The organism is Agarivorans aestuarii (genome assembly GCF_019670125.1).
In the GTDB taxonomy this organism is placed as follows: Bacteria; Pseudomonadota; Gammaproteobacteria; order Enterobacterales; family Celerinatantimonadaceae; genus Agarivorans; species Agarivorans aestuarii.
In genome coordinates, this window is record NZ_AP023033.1 from 810,024 (window position 1) to 832,191 (window position 22,168).

Below are 22,168 nucleotides of genomic sequence, written 5' to 3' on the forward strand. Positions count from 1 at the left end.
TTTGGAAACTATTAATAACTGATAAGGAAACAGCCATGTCAGAGGTACTGAAGCATGATGTTGACTCACTAGAAACCAGTGAGTGGATAGACGCCATTGAATCTGTGATCCGTGAAGAAGGCGTTGAACGTGCCCAGTTCTTGTTGGAGCAGGTCATCGCTAACGCAGGCATTGATGGACTAGCTGGCCCTGGTGGGTCAATCACTAGTGATTACATCAACACCATTTCGGTGGCAGATCAACCGGAATACCCGGGTGATAGTGCAATTGAACGCCGTATTCGCTCAATCATTCGCTGGAACGCAATTATGATTGTATTGCGTGCGTCTAAAAAAGACCTCGACTTAGGCGGCCACATGGCTTCTTACCAGTCTTCTGCAGCATTTTACGAAGTGTGTTTTAACCACTTCTTTAAAGCGCGTAATGAAAAAGATGGTGGCGATTTAGTTTATTACCAAGGTCATATTTCTCCGGGTATTTATGCTCGTGCATTTGTTGAAGGTCGTTTAACTGCAGAGCAGCTAGACAGCTTCCGCCAAGAAGTAGACGGCAAAGGCTTAAGCTCTTACCCACACCCTAAGTTAATGCCTGAATTCTGGCAGTTCCCAACAGTATCTATGGGCTTAGGTCCTATTTCTGCTATTTATCAGGCTCGCTTCCTAAAATACCTTACTGGCCGCGGCATGAAAGATTGTTCTGGCCAACGTGTTTACGCTTTCTTAGGTGATGGCGAAATGGACGAGCCAGAATCACGCGGCGCGATTTCATTTGCGGCCCGTGAAAAGTTAGACAACCTATGCTTCCTTATTAACTGTAACTTACAGCGCCTAGACGGCCCAGTTATGGGTAACGGTAAAATCATTCAAGAGCTAGAAGGCCTATTTAAAGGTGCTGGCTGGAATGTGATTAAAGTGGTTTGGGGTAGCGAGTGGGATAGTCTTTTAGAAAAAGACAGCTCAGGCAAATTGCTACAACTGATGAATGAAACCGTTGACGGTGATTACCAAACCTTTAAGTCTAAGTATGGCGCCTATGTTCGTGAGCACTTCTTTGGTAAATACAGCGAGACCGCTGCTCTAGTTAAAGATATGTCTGACGACGAAATTTTTGCTTTACGCCGTGGTGGTCACGATCCAGTTAAACTTTATGCTGCTTTTGATAATGCGCGTAAAGCCACTGGTAAGCCTACCGTTATCCTTGCTAAAACCGTGAAAGGTTATGGCATGGGTGAAGCTGCTCAAGGTAAAAACATTGCTCACCAAGTTAAGAAGATGGATATGACTCATGTTGAGCAGTTCCGTGACCGCTTGGGTGTTGATGTGAGTGATGAAGAGCTAACAAGCCTGCCATACATTGAGCTTAAGCCTGGTACGCCAGAGCACGATTACTTGCACGCTCGCCGTAAAGAGTTAGCCGGTTACACGCCATCTCGTTTGCCTAACTTCACTCAAGAGTTAGCCATTCCTGAATTGAGCGAGTTTGATGCGCTATTGGGTGAGCAAAAGCGTGATATTTCAACCACCATGGCATACGTACGTGCTTTAAATGTAATGCTTAAAAACAAAGGCATTGGCAAAAATATTGTGCCAATTATTGCCGATGAAGCGCGTACCTTTGGTATGGAAGGTTTGTTCCGTCAAATTGGTATCTACAACCCAAGTGGCCAAACATACACCCCGCAAGATAGAGAGCAAGTGTCTTACTATAAAGAAGATACTAGCGGTCAAGTATTGCAAGAAGGTATTAACGAGCTAGGTGCTATGAGTTCATGGGTAGCTGCTGCTACTTCATACAGCACTAACGATGTGCCAATGATTCCTTTCTACATCTATTACTCAATGTTTGGTTTCCAACGAGTGGGTGATATGTGTTGGATGGCGGGTGACCAACAAGCGCGTGGTTTCCTATTAGGTGCTACAGCCGGTCGTACAACGCTAAATGGCGAAGGTTTGCAGCACGAAGATGGCCACAGCCTAATTTTGGCGAATACCATCCCTAACTGTATTTCTTATGACCCAAGTTTTGCCTATGAAGTAGCGGTTATTCTTCAAGATGGTTTACGTCGCATGTACGGCGACCAAGAGAATATTTACTACTACTTAACCTTGATGAACGAAAACTACCATCAACCAGCTATGCCAGCAGGCGCTGAAGAAGGTATTCGTAAGGGTATTTACAAGTTTGAAGAAAACAAAGGTGCTAAAGGTCAAGTTCAGTTACTAGGTTCGGGCACCATCATGCAGCAAGTATTGAAAGCTGCCAAAGTATTGAGTGAAGAGTACGACATTGCGTCTGACGTATTTAGCGTAACGTCTTTCAACGAGCTAACCCGTGAAGGTCAAGCCGTTGAGCGTAGCAACATGCTAAACCCAGAGAGCGACGCGAAAGTAGCTTACATTACTGAAGCCTTAACAGACGCACCAACTATTGCTGCGACCGATTACATGAAGCAATACGCAGAGCAAGTTCGCGCTTATGTACCAGGTAGCTACAAAGTATTGGGTACCGATGGCTTTGGCCGCAGTGACAGCCGTGAAAACTTACGTCGTCACTTTGAAGTAAATGCTGACTACATCGTAGTAGCAGCACTTACAGAGCTAGCTAAAGCTGGCACTTTAGATAAGAAAGTTGTGAGCGAAGCGATTGCAAAATATGACATCGACACTAACAAAACTAACCCTCTCTACGCGTAAGGGCGAATAGCTATGAGTATTGAAATTTTTGTACCAGATATTGGCGCTGATGAAGTAGAAGTGACCGAGATCCTTGTTGAAGTTGGCGATAGCGTAGAATTAGAGCAATCGTTAATTTCGGTAGAAGGCGACAAAGCGGCAATGGAAGTTCCGGCTTCTCAAGCTGGCGTTGTAAAAGAAATTAAAGTTGCAGTAGGCGACAGCGTAGCCACCAACGCACTGATTATGATTTTTGAAGCTGAAGGCGCAGCCGAACAACCAGCGGCTGCTCCTGCTGAAGCCGCCGCGCCTGCAGCGAGTTCAGTAGAATTAGTGCATGTTCCAGATATTGGTGACGACGAAGTTGAAGTAACCGAAATTGCAGTAAATGTTGGCGATGTGATTGAAGCAGAGCAAACACTTATCTCGGTTGAAGGTGACAAAGCTGCGATGGAAGTACCAGCACCTTTCGCTGGTACCGTTAAAACCATTAGCATTTCGGTAGGCGATAAAGTGTCTACGGGCACTCTTATCATGGAATTTGAAGTAGCGGGTTCTACACCAGCTGCGCCTGTGGCAGAAGCTCCAGCCGCTGCCCCTGCAACTTCGCAGCTTCAAGAAGTTAATATTCCTGATATTGGCGATGATGAAGTAGAAGTTACCGAAGTTGCGGTTTCTGTTGGCGATAGCGTAGAGCTGGAGCAAACGCTTATCTCTGTAGAAGGTGATAAAGCGGCAATGGAAGTGCCTGCACCTTTTGCTGGTGTAGTGAAAGAGCTTAAAGTAGCCGTTGGCGACAAAGTTAAAACTGGCTCATTGGTAATGGTGTTTGAAGTTACATCTGCAGCGCCTGCAGCAAGTGCACCAGCCGCAGCTCCGGCCGAAGCAGCTAAGCCTGCTACAGCGCCTGCGCCAGCTAGCAAGCCTGCAAGTGCTCCTGCCAAATCGGGTGAATTTGTAGAAAACAGTGCTTACGTTCACGCATCACCGGTTATTCGTCGTTTAGCGCGTGAGTTTGGTGTCGATTTAGCCAAAGTTAAAGGTTCGGGCCGCAAGGGTCGTATCGTTAAAGAAGACGTTCAAGCTTACGTTAAGCAAGCGGTTAAAGTTCTAGAGTCTGGCGCTAGCGCTGGTGGCTCAGGCATGGACGTAGCAGCATGGCCAAGCATCGATTACTCTAAATTTGGTGAAGTGGAAGAAGTTCCGCTATCACGTATTCAGAAAATCTCTGGTCCAGCACTGCACCGTAACTGGGTGAAAATCCCTCACGTTACTCAGTTTGACGAAGCCGACATTTCAGAAATGGAAGCTTTCCGTAAAGAGCAAAACGTAATTGCTGAGAAGCAACAGTTAGGCTTTAAGATCACGCCGCTAGTATTCATGCTAAAAGCCGCAGCTAAAACCTTAGAGAGCATGCCTAAGTTTAACTCGGCGCTGTCTGATGATGGCAATAGCCTCATCATGAAGAAGTACATCCACATTGGTATCGCAGTAGATACGCCAAACGGTTTGGTTGTGCCGGTAGTACGCGACGTGAACAAGAAAGGTATTTACCAGCTTTCTGAAGAGTTGGTAGAAATTTCTAAGAAAGCGCGCGCGGGTAAGCTTACTGCCTCAGACATGCAGGGCGGCTGTTTCACTATTTCTAGCCTTGGCGGTATTGGTGGTACTCAGTTTACCCCTATCGTAAATGCGCCAGAGGTGGCCATTTTGGGTGTTTCACGTAGTGAAATGAAACCAAAATGGAACGGCAAAGACTTTGTACCGAAGCTAATGTTGCCATTAGCACTGTCTTACGATCACCGAGTGATTGATGGGGCCGACGGCGCCAGATTTATCTCAACCTTAAGTGGCTTGTTGGGCGACATTCGCCGACTAGTACTTTAGTAATAAGAGCTGGGTGTTTATCACCCGGCTCTTCTTTTTTATACCGATTAACCGTAAACTCAGTTTAGCTGCATGGTTGACACTTTTACCCTACAGCAGCTTTACAACATAACAATACCAAGAGGTCATCAATGAGTAAGGAAATCAAGACCCAGGTGGTAGTACTGGGTGCAGGCCCTGCAGGTTATTCTGCTGCCTTCCGTGCTGCCGATTTAGGTTTGGAAACAGTAATTGTAGAACGCTACGCCACCCTCGGCGGAGTATGTTTGAATGTGGGGTGTATCCCATCAAAAGCTTTGTTGCACGTAGCTAAAGTGATTGAAGAAGCAAAATCACTGGCCGAGCACGGCATTGTGTTTGGTGAGCCACAAACCGACATTAATAAAATCCGTACCTGGAAAGAGAAAGTAATCGGTCAGTTGACTGGTGGCCTCGATGGTATGGCTAAAATGCGTAAAGTTAAAGTAGTCCAAGGCTTAGGTAAGTTTACCGGCGCTAACTCACTAGAAGTAACTGGTGATGACGGCGAAGCCACTACTATTAACTTTGACAACGCAATTATTGCAGCGGGTTCTCGCCCAGTTAAATTGCCATTTATTCCACACAATGACCCACGTGTATGGGATTCAACTGACGCGCTAGAGCTTAAAGAAGTTCCTGGTAAGTTGTTAGTATTAGGTGGCGGTATTATTGGCCTAGAAATGGGTACAGTATATGGCGCACTAGGCAGTGAGATTGACGTTGTAGAATTTGCTGACCAACTTGTACCAGCAGCTGATAAAGATGTAGTTCGCGCTTACACCAAAAAAGTGAAAAGCAAGTTCAACATCATGCTTGAAACCAAAGTGGTAGCGGTTGAGTCGAAAACAGACGGCTTATACGTAACTTACGAAGGTAAGCAAGCGCCACACGAGCCGGTTCGCTATGATGCAGTATTAGTTGCGGTAGGCCGTGTACCAAATGGTTTAGGTTTAGATGCTGAGAAAGCCGGCATTGAAGTCACCGAGCGTGGCTTTATTGAAGTAGACAAGCAACTACGTACTAACGTGCCACACATCCACGCTATTGGCGACATCGTAGGGCAACCTATGTTGGCACACAAAGGGGTGCATGAAGGTCACGTAGCTGCAGAGGTTATCTCTGGTAAGAAGCACTTCTTTGATCCTAAAGTGATCCCTTCGATTGCTTACACCGAGCCAGAGATGGCATGGGTAGGTTTAACCGAGAAAGAAGCTAAAGCGCAAGGCATTAACTATGAAGCCTCTGTGTTCCCCTGGGCTGCCTCGGGCCGTGCTATCGCCTCTGATTGCCCAGATGGCATGACTAAGATGATTTTTGATAAAGAATCTGGCCGTGTGATTGGTGGTGCTGTAGTGGGTACTAACGGCGGTGAATTGCTAGGTGAAATTGGTTTAGCGATTGAGATGGGTTGTGATGCAGAAGACATCGCGTTAACCATTCACGCTCACCCAACCTTGCATGAATCGGTTGGCTTGGCTGCAGAGATTTTTGAAGGAAGTATTACCGACCTTCCAAATGCGAAAGCCAAGAAAAAGAAAAAATAGACTCATCTAGTCTAAAAAACTACAGTTATAAAGGCAGCCTAGGCTGCCTTTATTGTTTTATATTTCAAAGGAATGACGCCACATGCCACAATTGCGTAAAGCTGTTTGGTTTATTTTGCTCATGTTGATTGCCACTACGGCAGTTGCCCGTCCCAAAATAGGCTTGGCACTTAGTGGTGGAGGGGCAAAGGGCGCAGCGCATTTAGGGGTCATCCAGCTTCTCGAAGAGCATCAAATTCCGGTTGATTATATCGCTGGTACCAGCATGGGTGCATATTTTGGTGCCATGCTAGCCATGGGCTATAGTGCCCAAGAGATCGAAGAACTGACTTTTTCGATTTATTGGGAAAGTGGTTTTGTTGACGATGTGACTCGCAGCGAATTGTCTTTACGTAGCAAAAAACAGCAAGATGATTATCAAATTGCCTTGCCGATTGGGGCTAATAAAGATGGGATGCAGATTCCCAAAGGAGCGGTACAAGGCCAAACCATGGCCGAGATATTGCGTTATGCCACCAGTAACTTAGAAGCACTAGAAAGTTTTGATGAGTTGGCCATTCCTTATCGCGCAGTAGCTACCGATATGGCTGCTATGACCACGTATATTCTCAAGCGTGGCGACTTAGCTGTTGCTATGCAAGCGAGCATGTCGGTGCCGGGAGCACTGCGTCCGGTAGAGCTTGATGGTAAACTGCTTTCAGATGGTGGGGTGGTAAACAACATGCCTGTAGATGTGCTGAAAGAAATGGGCGCAGACATCATTATCGCGGTGGATATTGGCGCGCGACTTAAAACCCAGCAAGAGCTAAATAGCGCCGTTGATGTTGTAGACCAATTATCGGTGTTTCTTACCCGCTCAGGTACTGAGCGACAAATTGCTTTGCTAACATCAGATGATTTGCTTATTTCCCCCGATGTTACCGGCATCGATACTGCAGACTTTGCATCAATGCCTTTAGCAGTGGAGCGGGGCAGGCAGGCAGGTGAAGAGCCAATCGCTGAGCTGGCAAAACGTATTCATTCAGCCGATCAAAACGAAGTGTATTTGGCCTATCAACAAAAAGTTGATCAGCGCCGGGCAAAACTTAAGTTACATGCCGAGTTTGTGGTAAGCAGAATCGAATTGAATAACAACTCAGGCTTGAGTGATGAGGTTATTTTATCGCGGCTACAACTCAATCAAGGCGAGTTACTTTCTAAAGCACAGCTTGAGGAGAAAATAAGTCAGCTGTATGCCTTAGGCACTTTTGAGCGTGTTGATTATCGCATTAGCACTGAGCAAGGTGAAAATGTCATTCACTTAGATACGCAAGAAAAGAGCTGGGGGCCTGGCTACTTTGATATGAAGTTTGGTCTGCAAGAAAACTTTACCGATCGCACCGAAGCTAATATAGGTCTAGGTTTTACTTTAACTAATTTAAACCAATATGGCGCTGAGTGGCGAAACGAAGTCGAAATCGGTTCAATAAAACGTTTATTTACCGAATACTACACACCGTTTACCGATAACCTTAAATACGCTTGGTTAGCTTCGGCCGAGTACGATAAACGTAGCCGTCGTTTATACGGATTAACCGAAGACTTTGAATACCTAGAGGCAAACTTTAGTGATACTACTTTTCGCACTCAAGTATCGTGGAACTACAAACCTTGGCAGGAGTGGGGCTTAGGTCTCGCCGCAAGGCATGGTGACATTGAGTTAAAAGGGCTTAGCGCAGATGCTAGCTATTGGTTGTACGGGCCTTACTTTAAGTTTGATTATGATACCTTGAATAGTTGGGCTTTTCCGACCCAAGGGAAAATGTTGGATGTGGGCCTAACCCTTTATCATGAAGATGTTCAAGGATTCTCTAGTGTATTGGCACCTAGTTTTGAGGCTCGTTGGAAAGTGCCATTTGGCTGGAACAAACACCATCTAAATTGGTTTGGCGAATACGGTAGCACTGGTAGTGATTTTATTGTGCCAACGGATGCCCAAGATCTAGGGGGCTTTTTGCGGCTTTCGGGCTTTAAGTATGAACAGTTATCAGGTCGTTATAAGGCGCTAACCGGTCTAATGTACTTTTATCAGCTGCACTATTTTCAATCTCCAGTATTACAAGCGCCTGTTTTTGTCGGTGGTTCCTTAGAAAATGGCGGAGTATGGAATAGCTCTGATGACATTTCTTATAGCAGTGCGCTTTGGGCTGGCAGTATTTTTGCTGCTTTAGACACCAGTGTATTAGGGCCAGTGGTACTTGCCTATGGACACAACGAATCGGAACAAACTTTATATTTATTTATCGGCAATGACTTCTAAATAAGTGATAAATGTGAATAAATTGTAACTTTCTCGCTTGTGGCTAAAGTATAATAAAGTGTTTAAGTTTTTGTTTTAAATAGACTTAACTGTTTTTTGCTTGGCTTAGCTGAAACGTCGATATTTTAATTTATAGTTAAAACGGCTATAATCTCAGCCCCATGTGGCCAGCAAACCTCTGGCCCATATATATGGATATCCCCCTACGGGCATTATTACAATAAGGAGCGAGCCGTGCTAGAAAGCTACCGCAAACACGTCGAAGAGCGTGCTGTTGAAGGTATTGTACCTAAACCCCTCGATGCTGAACAAACCGCAGGATTAGTAGAGTTATTAAAAGCTCCGCCAGCCGGTGAAGAAGCGTTTCTACTTGATTTGTTAGCAAACCGCATTCCACCTGGTGTAGATGAAGCCGCTTATGTAAAAGCCGGTTTTCTTGCTGCTGTAGCAGCTGGAGAAGTAAGCTCTCCTATTGTTTCTACCGCGTATGCCACAGAACTGTTGGGTACTATGCAAGGTGGTTACAATATTGAACCCCTCATTTCATTACTCGACAACGCTGAGTTAGCGCCTATTGCCGCTAAAGCCTTGTCACACACATTATTGATGTTTGATTCTTTTCACGACGTGGAAGAAAAAGCCAAAGCAGGCAATAACTTTGCACAACAAGTGATGCAAAGTTGGGCTGATGCAGAGTGGTTCTTAAACCGTCCTGAGCTTGCCGAAAAATCAACACTTACTGTTTTCAAAGTAACCGGTGAAACTAACACCGATGACTTATCTCCAGCACCAGATGCATGGTCTCGCCCAGACATTCCATTGCATGCATTAGCAATGCTAAAGAATGCCCGAGAAGGTATTGAACCGGATCAAGCGGGTTCAATTGGCCCAATGAAGCAAGTCGAAGCCCTGAAAGAGAAAGGCCATCCGCTAGTGTACGTGGGTGACGTTGTAGGTACCGGTTCTTCGCGTAAATCAGCTACTAACTCTGTGTTGTGGCTGATGGGTGATGATATTCCGTACGTACCAAACAAACGTGGCGGCGGCTTCTGTTTAGGCGGAAAAATCGCACCAATCTTCTTTAATACCATGGAAGATGCTGGCGCATTACCTATTGAGCTAGACGTAGAAAAACTTGGCATGGGCGATGTTATCGACATTTACCCATTCACTGGCGAAGTGAAAAAATCAGGTACTGATGAAGTTATCTCAACCTTTGAGCTAAAAACCGACGTATTGCTTGATGAAGTTCGCGCTGGTGGCCGTATACCTCTAATTATTGGCCGTGGTTTAACTGACCGTGCTCGTATCTCATTAGGCCTTGAGCCTTCAGAAGTATTTAAGCGTCCTCAAGACGTAGCTGCTTCATCTAAAGGTTTCACCCTTGCCCAGAAAATGGTGGGTAAAGCTTGTGGCGTAGACGGTATTCGCCCTGGCCAATACTGTGAGCCGAAGATGACGACAGTGGGCTCGCAAGATACTACTGGGCCAATGACCCGTGATGAGTTGAAAGATTTAGCCTGTTTGGGCTTCTCTGCTGACCTAACCATGCAGTCATTCTGTCATACCGCTGCTTACCCTAAACCAGTAGATGTGACTACTCACCACACACTTCCGGATTTCATCATGAACCGTGGCGGTGTATCACTGCGCCCAGGTGACGGTGTTATTCACTCTTGGTTAAACCGTATGCTATTGCCAGATACTGTGGGTACCGGTGGTGATTCACATACCCGTTTCCCAATTGGTATTTCCTTCCCAGCTGGTTCTGGCTTAGTGGCATTTGCTGCTGCAACGGGTGTAATGCCATTGGATATGCCAGAGTCAATTTTGGTTCGCTTTAAAGGTGAAATGAAGCCGGGTATTACCCTGCGTGACTTGGTGCATGCTATTCCGTATGCCGCCATTCAGCGTGGCCTATTAACGGTTGAGAAGAAAGGTAAGAAAAACATCTTCTCAGGTCGTATCTTAGAAATTGAAGGCTTAGAAGAGCTAAAAGTTGAGCAAGCGTTTGAATTGTCGGATGCTTCTGCTGAACGTAGTGCTGCAGGGTGTACCATCAAGCTTGGCAAAGCCCCAATCATTGAGTACTTAAACTCAAACATTGTGATGCTTAAGTGGATGATTGCTGAAGGTTATGGCGACCGTCGTACTATCGAACGTCGTATCACTGCTATGCAAGAGTGGATCGCTAGCCCTGAGTTAATGGAAGCGGATAAAGACGCAGAATACAAAGAGATCATTGAGATTGATTTGGCTGATATTAACGAGCCAGTATTGTGTGCGCCAAATGACCCAGATGATGCACGTTTGCTATCTGAAGTTGCCGGCCAGAACATTGATGAAGTGTTCTTAGGTTCGTGTATGACTAACATTGGTCACTTCCGTGCAGCAGGTAAATTGCTCGACAAGCATACTGGCTCATTGCCAACACGTATGTGGGTTGCTCCTCCTACTCGTATGGACCAAAAACAACTTACCGAAGAAGGTTATTATGGTATTTACGGTCGTGTTGGTGCACGCACCGAGATCCCTGGTTGTTCTTTGTGTATGGGTAACCAAGCACGTGTGGCAGATAACTCAACGGTAGTCTCTACTTCTACCCGTAACTTCCCTAACCGTTTAGGTACCGGCGCTAATGTTTACTTGGCTTCTGCTGAGCTAGCTGCTGTATCGGCAATTTTAGGTAAGTTACCTACTCCAGAGGAGTACCTTGAGTACGCTAAGCAAATTGATGCTACCGCAGCTGATACTTATCGTTACCTCAACTTCGATGAAATCACTGATTACACTAAAGTGGCTGATGAGGTGATTATTCAAGCCGCCGTGTAGATTTTCACACCGCATCAAAAACGCAGCTTTGGCTGCGTTTTTTTTTGCACAATAGCCAAGTAACACACTGAGGTGATACTATATATACGCCTAAATAAGTAAAATTATGAACATTTTATTATAAAATAAATATAATATGCGTTATTATGTGCTGCGAAATATGGATAATTTTAGCATTTACTGGTATAAAGGAGCCCGCTAGATTTACTAGCTCATTCGCTTGCAGTTGGAAGACAATATGTCCTTTAATGATGTTGTAGTAGTTGGCCCGTTGGCCGTAGATATGAGCCAAAATAGTATTACGTTTAAGGATAAAAGTGCCTATTTGGGACCATTAAGAACCCATTTGTTGGGATATTTGTGTAAACATGTCAATCAAGTTGTGGGGAGAGACGACTTGTCTGATGCTGTGTGGGGACGTAGTGTCTCAGACCATACAATTAATCAGCATATATCTCAGTTACGAAAAGTAATCACTACTTTGAACAATACTGATCTCACCATCGCTACCATTCCCAAAAAGGGCTATATAGCAAGATGTGAAGCAGTCGCTCAGCCCAACCGAGTAAAACCGGAGCTGGTTCAAAATCAAGCAAAAGCCTTGTTATTAAGTGATGCTGAGACCTGCCAGAAAATTCAAAACCTGAAGGCCGATGGCGAGTTAAAACAGTTAGAAATGTTCTCTAATGCTGGTTTGCTGCATGAGCGACTAATGAGCAACGAGTTCCAGGCTGTGATCATCGACACCGAATTAGCCAATGCCGAAGGCTTAAAGCTAATTAAGGCAATTCGAACTGGCCAAACTTTGGCTAGCTCTGATATCGCTATTCTATCTTTAGCATCTGAAGCCACTAAGCAATTGCTTGGTTTTAATGTATTGATGGACGTGCAAGGCTTAATCGTTAAGCCTGTTGACATTGAAGTATTGGAAAAGCAAATAAAAACAGCCGTAGCAATGCGCTTTAAACTAAAGCCAAATGCCGCTTATGATCTTGTTCCTACTATGTTAAATAGCGCGGTTAGCGTAAACTTACAGTCTGCTTGTTTAAGTAACTAGACTGACACTATGGAACTGACGATTCGCCGTTCTTTGGACGGCGCTTTTATTATTGATTGCGGTGACGAACATCGGTGTTTTTCGATGTGGCTAGAGCGCGAGCTAAATAAAGATCGTCAGTTTATCCCTTCTTTAGTCGCCCAGCTGAAAAATTTGTCTGGCTTAGCAGAGCTGCATATCGACAGTGATGAGTTTCGTTTTGAAGCCAACTTAGATGAAGTGACCATCGCCGTATCTCAAGACAACGCTACCGAGAATCAAGCCCTACTAGAAGAGGCTATGAGTTTAGATGCGGCACATAGCGCTTGCGGCTACGACGATTTTCTAGAATTGTTAAATTCTATCGAGACTTATTAACATGGTGCAAAATTAGCACCTTGCTCGGAAATCTTCTAAACCCTTCTTCCGCTCTTTTTATTCTGTCAATTCATTACTTTAACCCTAGTTAATATGCGGGTTAATCGCCAAATTGCTACAGATTACCCCCTAGCTGCACTTTATTAGTGCTGATAAAAATACCACCACCAATGCGTGAACCATGTTGGAGCGTTGTTAAAAAATATAGCACCATATTGGTGCGGCGTTTTTTGTTGTATTTTATTCTTTATTGCTTAAGTTGTTGTTTTTTAATGATAATTTTGTCTTGGCACAAGCCTTGTATTTTGTTATTCGAGAAAAGTTAATCGATGACTCTTTGGAGGAGCTCAAATGAAACTAATTAGCGCGATAATCAAGCCATTCAAATTGGATGACGTGCGTGAAGCCATTGCCGAAGTTGGCGTAGATGGTTTAACCGTATCTGAAGTTAAAGGTTTTGGTCGTCAAAAAGGTCACACCGAATTATATCGTGGTGCCGAGTACCAAGTTGACTTTTTACCTAAGGTAAAACTGGAAATTGCTACTAGCTCAGAAAATCTAGATCGCATTATTGAAGCGATTTCTAGTGCAGCTTACACCGGCAAAATTGGTGACGGTAAGATTTTTGTATACGACTTAAGCAACGTAGTACGTATTCGTACTGGCGAAATGGATGCAGAGGCTATCTAAGGGCAACCTTAGCAAGCTTATAACAGGGATTACGGGGAAGTAATTATGGAAAACGAAATTTATCAACTGCAATATGCTATCGACACCTTCTACTTTTTGGTGTGTGGCGCATTAGTAATGTGGATGGCCGCTGGTTTCTCTATGCTAGAGGCTGGTTTAGTTCGCGCTAAAAACACCACAGAAATTCTTACTAAGAACATCGCACTTTACTCTATCGCTTGTATCATGTACTTGGTATGTGGTTACTCAATCATGTATGACGGCGGTATCTTCTTATCAGGTATCGAAGCCTTTGACCTAGGTGGCGTATTAGCTTCTAAAGCTGAAGAAGGCTTTGAAGGCGGCAGCGTATACTCAGGTGCTTCTGACTTCTTCTTCCAAGTAGTATTCGTTGCAACTGCAATGTCTATTGTTTCGGGTGCAGTTGCTGAGCGTATGAAGCTTTGGGCATTCTTAATCTTCGCTGTAGTGCTAACTGGTTTCATCTACCCTCTAGAAGGTAGCTGGACTTGGGGCGGTGCAGATGTATTCGGTCTATACAACCTAGGCGACCTTGGTTTCTCTGACTTCGCGGGTTCAGGTATTGTTCACTTAGCTGGTGCCGCTGCTGCATTGTCTGGTGTACTTCTACTAGGCGCACGTAAAGGTAAATACGGTAAAAACGGTTCTGTTAACCCAATTCCTGGTTCTAACATGCCGCTAGCTACTGTAGGTACTTTCATCTTATGGATGGGTTGGTTTGGCTTCAACGGCGGTTCTGTACTGAAACTTGCAGATGCTTCAAACGCTCACTCTGTAGCAATGGTATTCCTAAACACTAACGCTGCAGCTGCAGCTGGTGCAATCGCTGCACTACTAGTGTGTAAGCTAACTTGGGGTAAAGCAGACCTAACAATGTTACTAAACGGCGCATTAGCTGGCCTAGTAGCGATTACTGCTGAACCTTCTACTCCTACTGCGCTTCAAGCCACTCTGTTTGGTGCTGTAGCTGGCGTATTGGTAGTAGCGTCTATCGTATTCTTCGACAAGATTAAGATTGATGATCCAGTAGGTGCTATCTCAGTTCACGGTGTAGTTGGTTTGTTCGGTCTATTGATTGTTCCACTAACTAACGATGGTTCAAGCTTCTCTGGCCAAATCATCGGTGCACTAACTATCTTCGCATGGGTATTCGTAGCAAGCTTCATCGTATGGAGCATCTTAAAAGCTGTAATGGGTATCCGAGTTTCTGAAGAAGAAGAAATGAACGGTATGGACATTGCTGACTGTGGTATCGATGCATACCCAGAGTTCGTAACAGTTAAGTCTTCTAGCTAAGATTAAAAAGTAATAAAAAAGGCCCGCTTAGCGGGCCTTTTTTTGTTTTAAAACATAGTCAAAGATGTGATCCCATGTTAATCTAAAGTCAAATGATAACGATTTGCGTTTAACATATATTGAAGGACTCATTTGTGAATAAATCAGTATTCTCTTCATTAGTGGCCGTGTTGGCTTCACTAGTGGTAGCCACGCCAGCCTTAGCTGCAGAAGAAGTAAACTTATACTCTTACCGCCAACAAAGCTTGTTACAACCATTAACTGATGCGTTTACCGAAGAAACCGGCATTAAAGTGAATGTTGTGCATGCTGCTAAAGGTTTAGCTGAAAAGATTAAAGCGGCAGGCGAAAACAACCCTGCTGATTTGGTACTAACCGTTGATATTGGCCGCTTGGAAGAAGTGCGCGCTGCCGGTTTATTTGAAGCGGTTAACTCACCCGTTATTGATGAAGTAGTGCCAGCTCACTTACGTCACCCTGATAACTTGTGGTTTGCCCTTACTACACGTGCACGTGTGGTTTACGCACATAAAGATCGCGTGAAAGAAGGTGAGCTTAACTCGCTTAAAGATTTGGCTGATCCTAAATGGCAAGGTCGCATTTGTACCCGCTCTGGTAAGCACGTCTATAACATTGGTTTAATTGCTTCGGTAATCGCAGAAGATGGCGAAGTAGCGGCAGAAACTTGGTTAAAGGGCTTAAAAGCTAACTTAGCGCGTAAACCTCAAGGTAACGACCGTGCTCAAGCAAAAGCGATTTTCGAAGGCCAATGTGACTTAGCAATTGCTAACCGTTACTACATGGGCAAAATGTTCTACAACACCAAGAGCCCAGAGCAACAAGAGTGGGCCGAGAAAATCCGTGTTGTATACCTAGACCAAGACATTGGTGGCCGTGGTCAGCACATTAACATTTCTGGTGCTGGTTTATTGAAAACGGCTAAAAACAAAGACAACGCGATTAAGTTGTTAGAGTTCTTAGTAGGTGAAAAAGCCCAAGGTTTATACGCCACTGCTAACTACGAAGAGCCAGTTCGCAGCGGTATTAAAACTGACGAATTTATTGAAAGCCTAGGCGATTTCAAGGCCGACCGTATTTCATTACAAGAAGTGGCCGATCAACGCGCTGCTGCAGCACGCTTAGTTGACCGTGTTGGCTATGACATGTAAAGGTTGTTAAACTTGCTATTCTATTAGCAAGCATTAATAAAGCTGGCCATAGGTCAGCTTTATTCTTTTTCGGCTTTGTGCCGTTTTTTTTGTTTGGAAGCTATGAGCACTACCGCCAATTCTACTTCGCCTTTTTCGCTAGCTCGTTTACGCTTTGACCCTTGGGTATGGCTTGCCTTAGCCATTGCAGCCTTAGCCATTATACCTATTGCTACCATCTTGATGCTCTCATGGGCCGACAACCAAGAGATCTGGCAGCACTTACTTGATACGGTATTTTGGATTTACGTAAAAAACACTTTGCTACTGTGTTTAGGCGTGGCGGTATTTACCAGTTTAATGGGCACGGGTGCTGCTTGGTTAGTCACGCGTTTTAACTTCCCGCTTAAGTCGGTGTTGGTATGGGCGCTGTTGTTACCTTTAGCGGTGCCAAGTTACATTCTCGCTTTTGTTATTACCGATCAACTCGAATACGCAGGTTTTGTACAAAAGACCTTACGCACTTTGTTTGGTTGGCAAACTGCTCGTGACTACTGGTTCCCAGAAATTCGCTCCATACAAGGCGCCATTGCAGTATTGAGTTTAGTGCTATATCCCTATGTTTACTTGTTGGCGCGAGCCGCCTTTGTAGAACAAGCTGCACAGCTTTTTGAAATGAGCCGCTGTTTAGGTAAAAGCCAAACCCAGAGCTTTTTTAAAGTGGCATTGCCGTTAGCGCGTCCTGCTATTGTGGTAGGGGTGACCTTAGCGCTTATGGAAACCATTAATGAATATGGCACGGTAGAGTTTTTTGCGGTGCCCACACTAACCGCGGGCATTTTTGATGTGTGGCTAAATATGAGCAGCCTGTCAGCGGCCGCTCAAATAGCATTAATGCTAGTGAGCTTTTCTATCTTGCTGCTGGGTTTAGAACGTTACAGCCGCAATGCTGGTAAGTTTTATAAGTTGACTGGTCAATCTCCAACCATGTTTGCAGAACCGCTTTCGGGCTTTAAAGCGTGGTTGGCAACAGCTTTATGTTTATTGCCGATTAGCCTTGGCTTTATTCTACCGATTACCGTATTAACTAATTATGCATTGCGTAATTTAGAGCAAGGTCTGGACCAGTATTTAAACAGCGCTTGGAACAGCTTTTCTCTGGCCATTATGGCCGCATTGCTAACCTCTATTTTAGGCTTATTGTTAGCCTACGGGGTTCGCTTATCCAAAAGCAATAAAATGCGCAGTATCGCCGAGGCCGCAACCTTGGGTTATGCCATTCCAGGTGCGGTGCTGGCGGTAGGTATTTTGTATCCACTTGGGGTGTTTGATAATACCGTTGATAGGCTGATGAAAGCTTGGTTTGATTACCCTACTGGCTTATTGCTCACCGGCACTGGTGGCGCCTTGGTATTAGCCTATTCGTTACGCTTTATTGCCTTAAGCTATCGTACGCTCGATGCAAGCCTTACAAAAATCACTCCAGAAATGGATGATGCTTCACGTATTCTTGGCAGCCGATCGGGGAAAACCCTTTGGCGTATTCATTTGCCATTAATTCGGCCAAGCGTGCTTACCGCAATGTTATTGGTATTTGTTGATACCATGAAAGAGCTGCCTATTACCCTGATTCTAAGGCCATTTAATTTTGATACCTTATCAACCCAAGTTTGGGATTTAGCCTCTTTAGAACAGCTTGAGCAAAGCGCTTTGGCTGCATTAACTATATTACTGGCGGGCATTATCCCGGTTATTATTATGAGTCGAAATATCGGTTCTTCTGAACGTCGCCCACAAGGACAATAAACCTGCAATGAGTATTGTTTTACGCAAAGTTAATCATTTTTACGGCGAACAACAGGCATTAAAAGATGTCAGCATTGAAGTGAGCGACAATCAAATTGTGGCGTTGCTAGGGCCATCGGGCTGCGGTAAAACCACACTGTTGCGCCTTATCGCTGGATTAGAGCGACTGCAAAGTGGCGAACTGTATTTGCAAGACAGCTTGGTGGCTGCGCCCCAGCAAGCGATTCATTTAGCGCCAGAGCAACGCGCTATTGGCATGATGTTCCAAGACTATGCCTTGTTCCCCCATATGAGTGTGCGTAAAAATATTGAGTATGGTTTACGTAAACAACAAGATCTTGCTACGCGACGTCGCTGGGTTGAAGAAAGCTTAGATAATATGGGTATGCAAGGTTTGTTAGAACGCTTTCCTCACACTTTATCGGGCGGCCAGCAGCAACGTGTTGCATTGCTTCGTGCTTTAGCGCCAGAGCCTAGCACTTTGCTGCTAGATGAACCTTTCTCTGCACTTGATGAGCATCTTCGTCAGCAGGTTCGAGAAGAAACTCTAGATGTGCTTAAGAAAACCAATACTCCTGCAGTAATGGTGACTCATGACCCATTAGAAGCAATGTTTATTGCCGACAAAATTGTGGTGATGGAAAAGGGTGAAATTGTGCAAAACGCCAGCCCTCAAGAGATTTACAATAACCCTAAAAACGCCTTTGTTGCGGCTCTATTTGGGCCAAGTAATCGTTTCGAAACGGATGTTGAAGACAATAAAGTTCACACGCCCTTAGGCCACTTTTCTGCGAATGGTGTGGATAACCAGCAAAGGGCTGAGATAATTGTGCGCGCTAAAGACATCGTTGTGCATCAGCTAGAAAACAAAGAGTACATCGAAGCAAGCGTGATATCGGTGCACGCTATGGGTAACGAAACTCACTTTAGATTACAACTAAGCAATATGCCTGAGCGTGTTATCCATGCGCGAATGCGCGATTATTGGCAGGCGAGTGCTGGCACCAAGGTATGGCTGTCGGTGAATGGTGATGCTGCATTTGTCTTCCCTAAAGCCTCGCTTTAGGGAGTTATAAAGGCAGGGCTTAGTTAGCCTACTTCGAAGAGTTCTTTCACTGATTGAAAGACATCTGCGATAGCTACTTGGCGAGTAGGGGTGATGAAGATGGTATCGTCTCCTGCAATCGTGCCAAGAATACCTTCTGCCTTACCTAATGAATCTAACAAACGCGCGATTAGTTGAGCGGCGCCGGGGCTGGTGTGGATTACGATGAGAGCGTCATTGAAATCCATTTCTAATACTAAGATCTTTAGTTGGCTAGAAACGGTTGGCACCCCTAATTCTGCTGGTAAGCAGTAAACCATTTCCATTTTTGCGTTGCGGGTACGCACTGCACCAAACTTACTTAGCATGCGTGACACTTTCGATTGATTAATGTTTTCGAAACCTTGCTCTTGCAGGGCGGTCACTATTTCGGCTTGCGAGCCAAATCGTTCCTCTTTTAACAGTGATTTAAAGGCTTTTATTAACTGTTCTTGTTTATCGCTATATTTCATCGGTGATCCGAGCTTATAAATCCGCTGCCATTGTCGCCAACTTTTTACTCTAATTCAACTTTATTCTAGTTTTATGCATATAAATGCATACTCCAACACAGAATTATTATTGCATTTAATAACAATTAGTTGTGAGCCTTTGCTAAGCTGAATTATGATAGCCCCATCCGACTCGATGAGTAGTTGATTATGTGGATTAAACTTTTCATTCTTCTTCCCGTTTTAATCTTTGGCTCAGCCCTTGCTGATGAAAAGCCTTTACGAATTGTTACCGAAGCTTCTTACCCGCCTTTTGAAGCCTTTGACGAGCAAAAGCAACTGGTAGGTTTTGACATTGAGCTAGCCAAAGCCATATGCCTACAAATAAATAGAGAGTGCGAGTTTTATCACCAGCCCTTTGATAGCCTGCTCACCAGTGTGGCGGCAGGGCATTACAACTTAGCCATTTCTGCCCTCGATATCACCGAGCAGCGCAAACAGTTGGTTAACTTTAGTGATGCTTATTTTGACAACATGGCGGTGTATATTACCGGCTCGAAGCAAGAGATCGCCGATAGCGCTGTGGTGGCTGTACAAAGTGGGTCTAGCTTTATGCGCTTTTTGCGTGAGCAACGACCTGACATTTTGTCGATTGCCTACCCAAGTTACCAGTTAGCTTTAAACGATTTAGAGCAAAGTAAAATAGATGCGGTGTTTTTGGATGCAGCAGCCGCTCATTATTGGTTAGCCAATCACCCCAACTTCGTTACTCAAGCTGATAAAAGCTATCCTGCCAGTGGTTTAGGGATGGCTGTTTCCAAGCAAGACGAAGACCTGCTGAATCAAATCAACCATGCGCTTAAAGTGTTAAAAAATAATGGCACTTACCAAACAATATATCAATCCTTTTTTAACTGACAAACACTGTTAGACCAAGGTCTTAAGCCATATTGTTAAAGTGTGATTGAGGCAGCTTTTTTCTGTTTTAAACTTGCTTTAAAAATGTTGCTAAATTGTATTTTGAGGCGGATTCCGTTATCTTGTCAGCTGTCTCTATAGACATCCCCTCTACAACTACAAAAAAGCATGGAGAAGTTTGATGAAAGTTGCCGTATTAGGTGCTGCAGGCGGAATTGGCCAAGCCCTTTCATTACTATTAAAAACTCAGTTACCCGCTGGTTCTGAACTTTCGCTTTACGACATCGCCCCAGTAACACCAGGTGTTGCAGTAGATTTGAGCCACATCCCTACACAAGTGGCCATTAAAGGATTTGCGGGCGAAGACCCAAGCCCGGCCCTAGAAGGTGCCGACATTGTTCTTATTTCTGCAGGTGTGGCGCGTAAGCCTGGTATGGATCGTTCAGATCTATTCAACATCAACGCAGGTATTGTTAAAAACCTTATCGAGAAAGTAGCTGTTACTTGCCCTAAAGCCTGTATCGGCATTATTACTAACCCAGTAAATACCACTGTGCCAATTGCTGCAGAAGTATTGAAAAATGCTGGCGTATATGACCCTGCTAAATTGTTTGGTGTTACTACGCTTGATGTAATTCGCTCAGAGACCTTTATTGCCGAAGCTAAAGGCTTAAACCCAGCTGACATTAACTTAAACGTTATTGGTGGCCACAGTGGCGTAACTATTTTGCCATTGTTATCACAGCTAGATGGTATTTCATTCACCGATGAAGAGATTGCTGCTATGACCACGCGCATTCAAAACGCCGGTACTGAAGTTGTTGAAGCTAAAGCCGGTGGCGGTAGTGCTACACTTTCTATGGGTCAAGCAGCAGCGCGCTTCTGTTTATCTCTAGTGAAGGCTGCCCAAGGCGAAGACGTGATTGAATGTGCTTACGTTGATGGCGGCAGCGAACATGCTAAGTTCTTCGCTCAACCAGTGCGTTTAGGTCCTCAAGGTGTAGCTGAAATCCTGCCTTACGGCGAGATTAGCGCATTTGAGAAAGGCGCAATTGATGGCATGCTCGACACTTTACATGGTGACATCGATAAAGGCGTAGAATTTGTTTAACCATAAATTCTAGTTCCTAGTAAGGAGTGCAGTGCACTCCTTTTTTGTGCCTGCTTTTCACCAACACTCGGTTACTAACGATCGCATTCCTCAACTAAACTCCGATTAATAGAGTATTAAGCACCGCACTACCGCTATTTTCTTAAAGCGACGAGCAGCTTAGTTTTAGCCTTATAAAAGTGGCTTTAGTTTTTTAGCATAGTGCCGATAGCTTAAGTGTTAAGACGATAGGAACGGCTATGAATAAGCAGATTATTTCACTACTTCTTGCTGCGGGGATCAGTTCGGCAGCTTTTGCAGAATCTATTGATGCCTTGTCAGTAGATGACGAATTAGATGCGCCTGCTCTGCAAGCCGAAGCCATAGACCCTACAGAATATACCAGTCCCTCAGATATTGAAGCGGTTCAGCTCTATAAACAAGACGAGCTCATTACTTGGATCAACAACAATCAACACCTTGCTCGGGTGAAAGCCGATGATTGTCAGTTAGTCGAAGATATTGAAGCGCGCGCTGAAAAGGTGGCTATCCCTGCCTACCAGTTTTTATGGGGGGATATGCTGGCATGGGGAGTATGTGTAGACCCAAACCCAGAGCTTGGCGTTATGTATATGTGGCGCGCGGCCAACCAAGGTTTAGCTGCGGCGATGGAGCAACTAGGGCGCTACTACGCCACGGGCACCTTGGTACAACAAGATTACGCCAAAGCCATTCCATTATTGCGTGAGGCCGCAGGCCAGGGGTTCTTGCCGGCGCAGCTGCGTCTTGTATCACTTTATGTGGAAGGCAAAGGTAGCCCTTATGACTTTGAAGATGCCTATCGTTGGTTACATCATTCCATTATCGCCGACAAACAAACCCACCAAAAAGCCAGCCAACTGTTAGCCGCACTGGCTAATAAAATGCCAGATTATGTAGTGCTTAAAGCTAAAGCCAGCAACCAACCCTACTAAAGCCTCGCGCAAAGCATTAA

The 22,168-nt window shown here is 44.8% G+C and carries 16 protein-coding genes; 15 read left to right on the forward strand and 1 reads right to left on the reverse strand.

What is annotated here, in order from left to right; all coding sequences use genetic code 11:
• Window positions 1-35: 35 nt before the first annotated feature.
• The 12 genes from aceE (at window position 36) to K5609_RS03890 (ending at window position 18,696) form a co-directional block, all read left to right on the forward strand.
• Window positions 36-2,693, forward strand: a complete 2,658-nt coding sequence (aceE, locus tag K5609_RS03835) for a pyruvate dehydrogenase (acetyl-transferring), homodimeric type (protein ID WP_221076026.1) — start codon at window positions 36-38, stop codon at window positions 2,691-2,693.
• A gap of 12 nt (window positions 2,694-2,705) precedes the next feature.
• On the forward strand, window positions 2,706-4,559 hold the full coding sequence (gene aceF / locus K5609_RS03840; RefSeq protein WP_221076027.1) for a pyruvate dehydrogenase complex dihydrolipoyllysine-residue acetyltransferase: 1,854 nt from the start codon (window positions 2,706-2,708) through the stop codon (window positions 4,557-4,559).
• Window positions 4,560-4,690: 131 nt separating this feature from the next.
• On the forward strand, window positions 4,691-6,124 hold the full coding sequence (lpdA, locus tag K5609_RS03845; RefSeq protein WP_221076028.1) for a dihydrolipoyl dehydrogenase: 1,434 nt from the start codon (window positions 4,691-4,693) through the stop codon (window positions 6,122-6,124).
• An 82-nt stretch (window positions 6,125-6,206) separates the two neighbouring features.
• Window positions 6,207-8,423, forward strand: coding sequence for a patatin-like phospholipase family protein (locus tag K5609_RS03850; protein WP_221076029.1), 2,217 nt, complete (start codon window positions 6,207-6,209; stop codon window positions 8,421-8,423).
• A 234-nt stretch (window positions 8,424-8,657) separates the two neighbouring features.
• On the forward strand, window positions 8,658-11,255 hold the full coding sequence (gene acnB / locus K5609_RS03855) for a bifunctional aconitate hydratase 2/2-methylisocitrate dehydratase (protein WP_221076030.1): 2,598 nt from the start codon (window positions 8,658-8,660) through the stop codon (window positions 11,253-11,255).
• A 238-nt stretch (window positions 11,256-11,493) separates the two neighbouring features.
• Window positions 11,494-12,312: a winged helix-turn-helix domain-containing protein gene (locus tag K5609_RS03860; protein ID WP_221076031.1), complete on the forward strand. Its 819-nt coding sequence runs from the start codon at window positions 11,494-11,496 to the stop codon at window positions 12,310-12,312.
• A gap of 9 nt (window positions 12,313-12,321) precedes the next feature.
• Window positions 12,322-12,669, forward strand: a complete 348-nt coding sequence (locus K5609_RS03865; protein ID WP_221076032.1) for a YacL family protein — start codon at window positions 12,322-12,324, stop codon at window positions 12,667-12,669.
• 351 nt (window positions 12,670-13,020) lie between these two features.
• Window positions 13,021-13,359, forward strand: coding sequence for a P-II family nitrogen regulator (locus K5609_RS03870; RefSeq protein ID WP_163134777.1), 339 nt, complete (start codon window positions 13,021-13,023; stop codon window positions 13,357-13,359).
• Between the two features lie 45 nt (window positions 13,360-13,404).
• Complete coding sequence (locus K5609_RS03875; protein ID WP_221076033.1) at window positions 13,405-14,676, forward strand: ammonium transporter; 1,272 nt, start codon at window positions 13,405-13,407, stop codon at window positions 14,674-14,676.
• A 134-nt stretch (window positions 14,677-14,810) separates the two neighbouring features.
• Window positions 14,811-15,845 carry an extracellular solute-binding protein gene (locus K5609_RS03880; protein ID WP_221076034.1) on the forward strand — a complete coding sequence of 345 codons (1,035 nt, stop codon included), beginning with the start codon at window positions 14,811-14,813 and terminating at the stop codon, window positions 15,843-15,845.
• A 102-nt stretch (window positions 15,846-15,947) separates the two neighbouring features.
• On the forward strand, window positions 15,948-17,630 hold the full coding sequence (locus K5609_RS03885; RefSeq protein WP_221076035.1) for an ABC transporter permease: 1,683 nt from the start codon (window positions 15,948-15,950) through the stop codon (window positions 17,628-17,630).
• A 7-nt stretch (window positions 17,631-17,637) separates the two neighbouring features.
• Complete coding sequence (locus tag K5609_RS03890; RefSeq protein ID WP_221076036.1) at window positions 17,638-18,696, forward strand: ABC transporter ATP-binding protein; 1,059 nt, start codon at window positions 17,638-17,640, stop codon at window positions 18,694-18,696.
• 23 nt (window positions 18,697-18,719) lie between these two features.
• Here K5609_RS03890 and argR read toward each other — a convergent pair whose 3' ends face one another.
• Entirely contained in the window at window positions 18,720-19,187 is a 468-nt protein-coding gene (gene argR, locus K5609_RS03895) for a transcriptional regulator ArgR (protein WP_221076037.1), read from the reverse strand.
• Between the two features lie 189 nt (window positions 19,188-19,376).
• Between argR and K5609_RS03900 the strand changes: the two genes are divergently transcribed.
• The 3 genes from K5609_RS03900 (at window position 19,377) to K5609_RS03910 (ending at window position 22,148) form a co-directional block, all read left to right on the forward strand.
• Window positions 19,377-20,084, forward strand: a complete 708-nt coding sequence (locus tag K5609_RS03900) for a transporter substrate-binding domain-containing protein (protein WP_221076038.1) — start codon at window positions 19,377-19,379, stop codon at window positions 20,082-20,084.
• Between the two features lie 181 nt (window positions 20,085-20,265).
• The gene (gene mdh, locus K5609_RS03905) at window positions 20,266-21,195 is read left to right on the forward strand and encodes a malate dehydrogenase (RefSeq protein WP_163134782.1); all 930 of its coding nucleotides are present in this window, start codon (window positions 20,266-20,268) and stop codon (window positions 21,193-21,195) included.
• A gap of 239 nt (window positions 21,196-21,434) precedes the next feature.
• Window positions 21,435-22,148, forward strand: coding sequence for a tetratricopeptide repeat protein (locus tag K5609_RS03910; RefSeq protein WP_221076039.1), 714 nt, complete (start codon window positions 21,435-21,437; stop codon window positions 22,146-22,148).
• The last annotated feature ends 20 nt before the right edge of the window (window positions 22,149-22,168 follow it).

What these genes read in the sequence shown, in the direction of transcription:
- K5609_RS03890 (WP_221076036.1), top strand. Translation starts at nt 17,638, where the DNA reads ATGAGTATTGTTTTACGCAAAGTTAATCATTTTTACGGCGAACAACAG.
- K5609_RS03850 (WP_221076029.1), top strand. Translation starts at nt 6,207, where the DNA reads ATGCCACAATTGCGTAAAGCTGTTTGGTTTATTTTGCTCATGTTGATT.
- K5609_RS03900 (WP_221076038.1), top strand. Translation starts at nt 19,377, where the DNA reads ATGTGGATTAAACTTTTCATTCTTCTTCCCGTTTTAATCTTTGGCTCA.
- K5609_RS03885 (WP_221076035.1), top strand. Translation starts at nt 15,948, where the DNA reads ATGAGCACTACCGCCAATTCTACTTCGCCTTTTTCGCTAGCTCGTTTA.
- aceE (WP_221076026.1), top strand. Translation starts at nt 36, where the DNA reads ATGTCAGAGGTACTGAAGCATGATGTTGACTCACTAGAAACCAGTGAG.
- K5609_RS03860 (WP_221076031.1), top strand. Translation starts at nt 11,494, where the DNA reads ATGTCCTTTAATGATGTTGTAGTAGTTGGCCCGTTGGCCGTAGATATG.
- K5609_RS03875 (WP_221076033.1), top strand. Translation starts at nt 13,405, where the DNA reads ATGGAAAACGAAATTTATCAACTGCAATATGCTATCGACACCTTCTAC.
- aceF (WP_221076027.1), top strand. Translation starts at nt 2,706, where the DNA reads ATGAGTATTGAAATTTTTGTACCAGATATTGGCGCTGATGAAGTAGAA.
- lpdA (WP_221076028.1), top strand. Translation starts at nt 4,691, where the DNA reads ATGAGTAAGGAAATCAAGACCCAGGTGGTAGTACTGGGTGCAGGCCCT.
- mdh (WP_163134782.1), top strand. Translation starts at nt 20,266, where the DNA reads ATGAAAGTTGCCGTATTAGGTGCTGCAGGCGGAATTGGCCAAGCCCTT.
- argR (WP_221076037.1), bottom strand. Translation starts at nt 19,187, where the DNA reads ATGAAATATAGCGATAAACAAGAACAGTTAATAAAAGCCTTTAAATCA.
- K5609_RS03870 (WP_163134777.1), top strand. Translation starts at nt 13,021, where the DNA reads ATGAAACTAATTAGCGCGATAATCAAGCCATTCAAATTGGATGACGTG.
- K5609_RS03910 (WP_221076039.1), top strand. Translation starts at nt 21,435, where the DNA reads ATGAATAAGCAGATTATTTCACTACTTCTTGCTGCGGGGATCAGTTCG.
- K5609_RS03865 (WP_221076032.1), top strand. Translation starts at nt 12,322, where the DNA reads ATGGAACTGACGATTCGCCGTTCTTTGGACGGCGCTTTTATTATTGAT.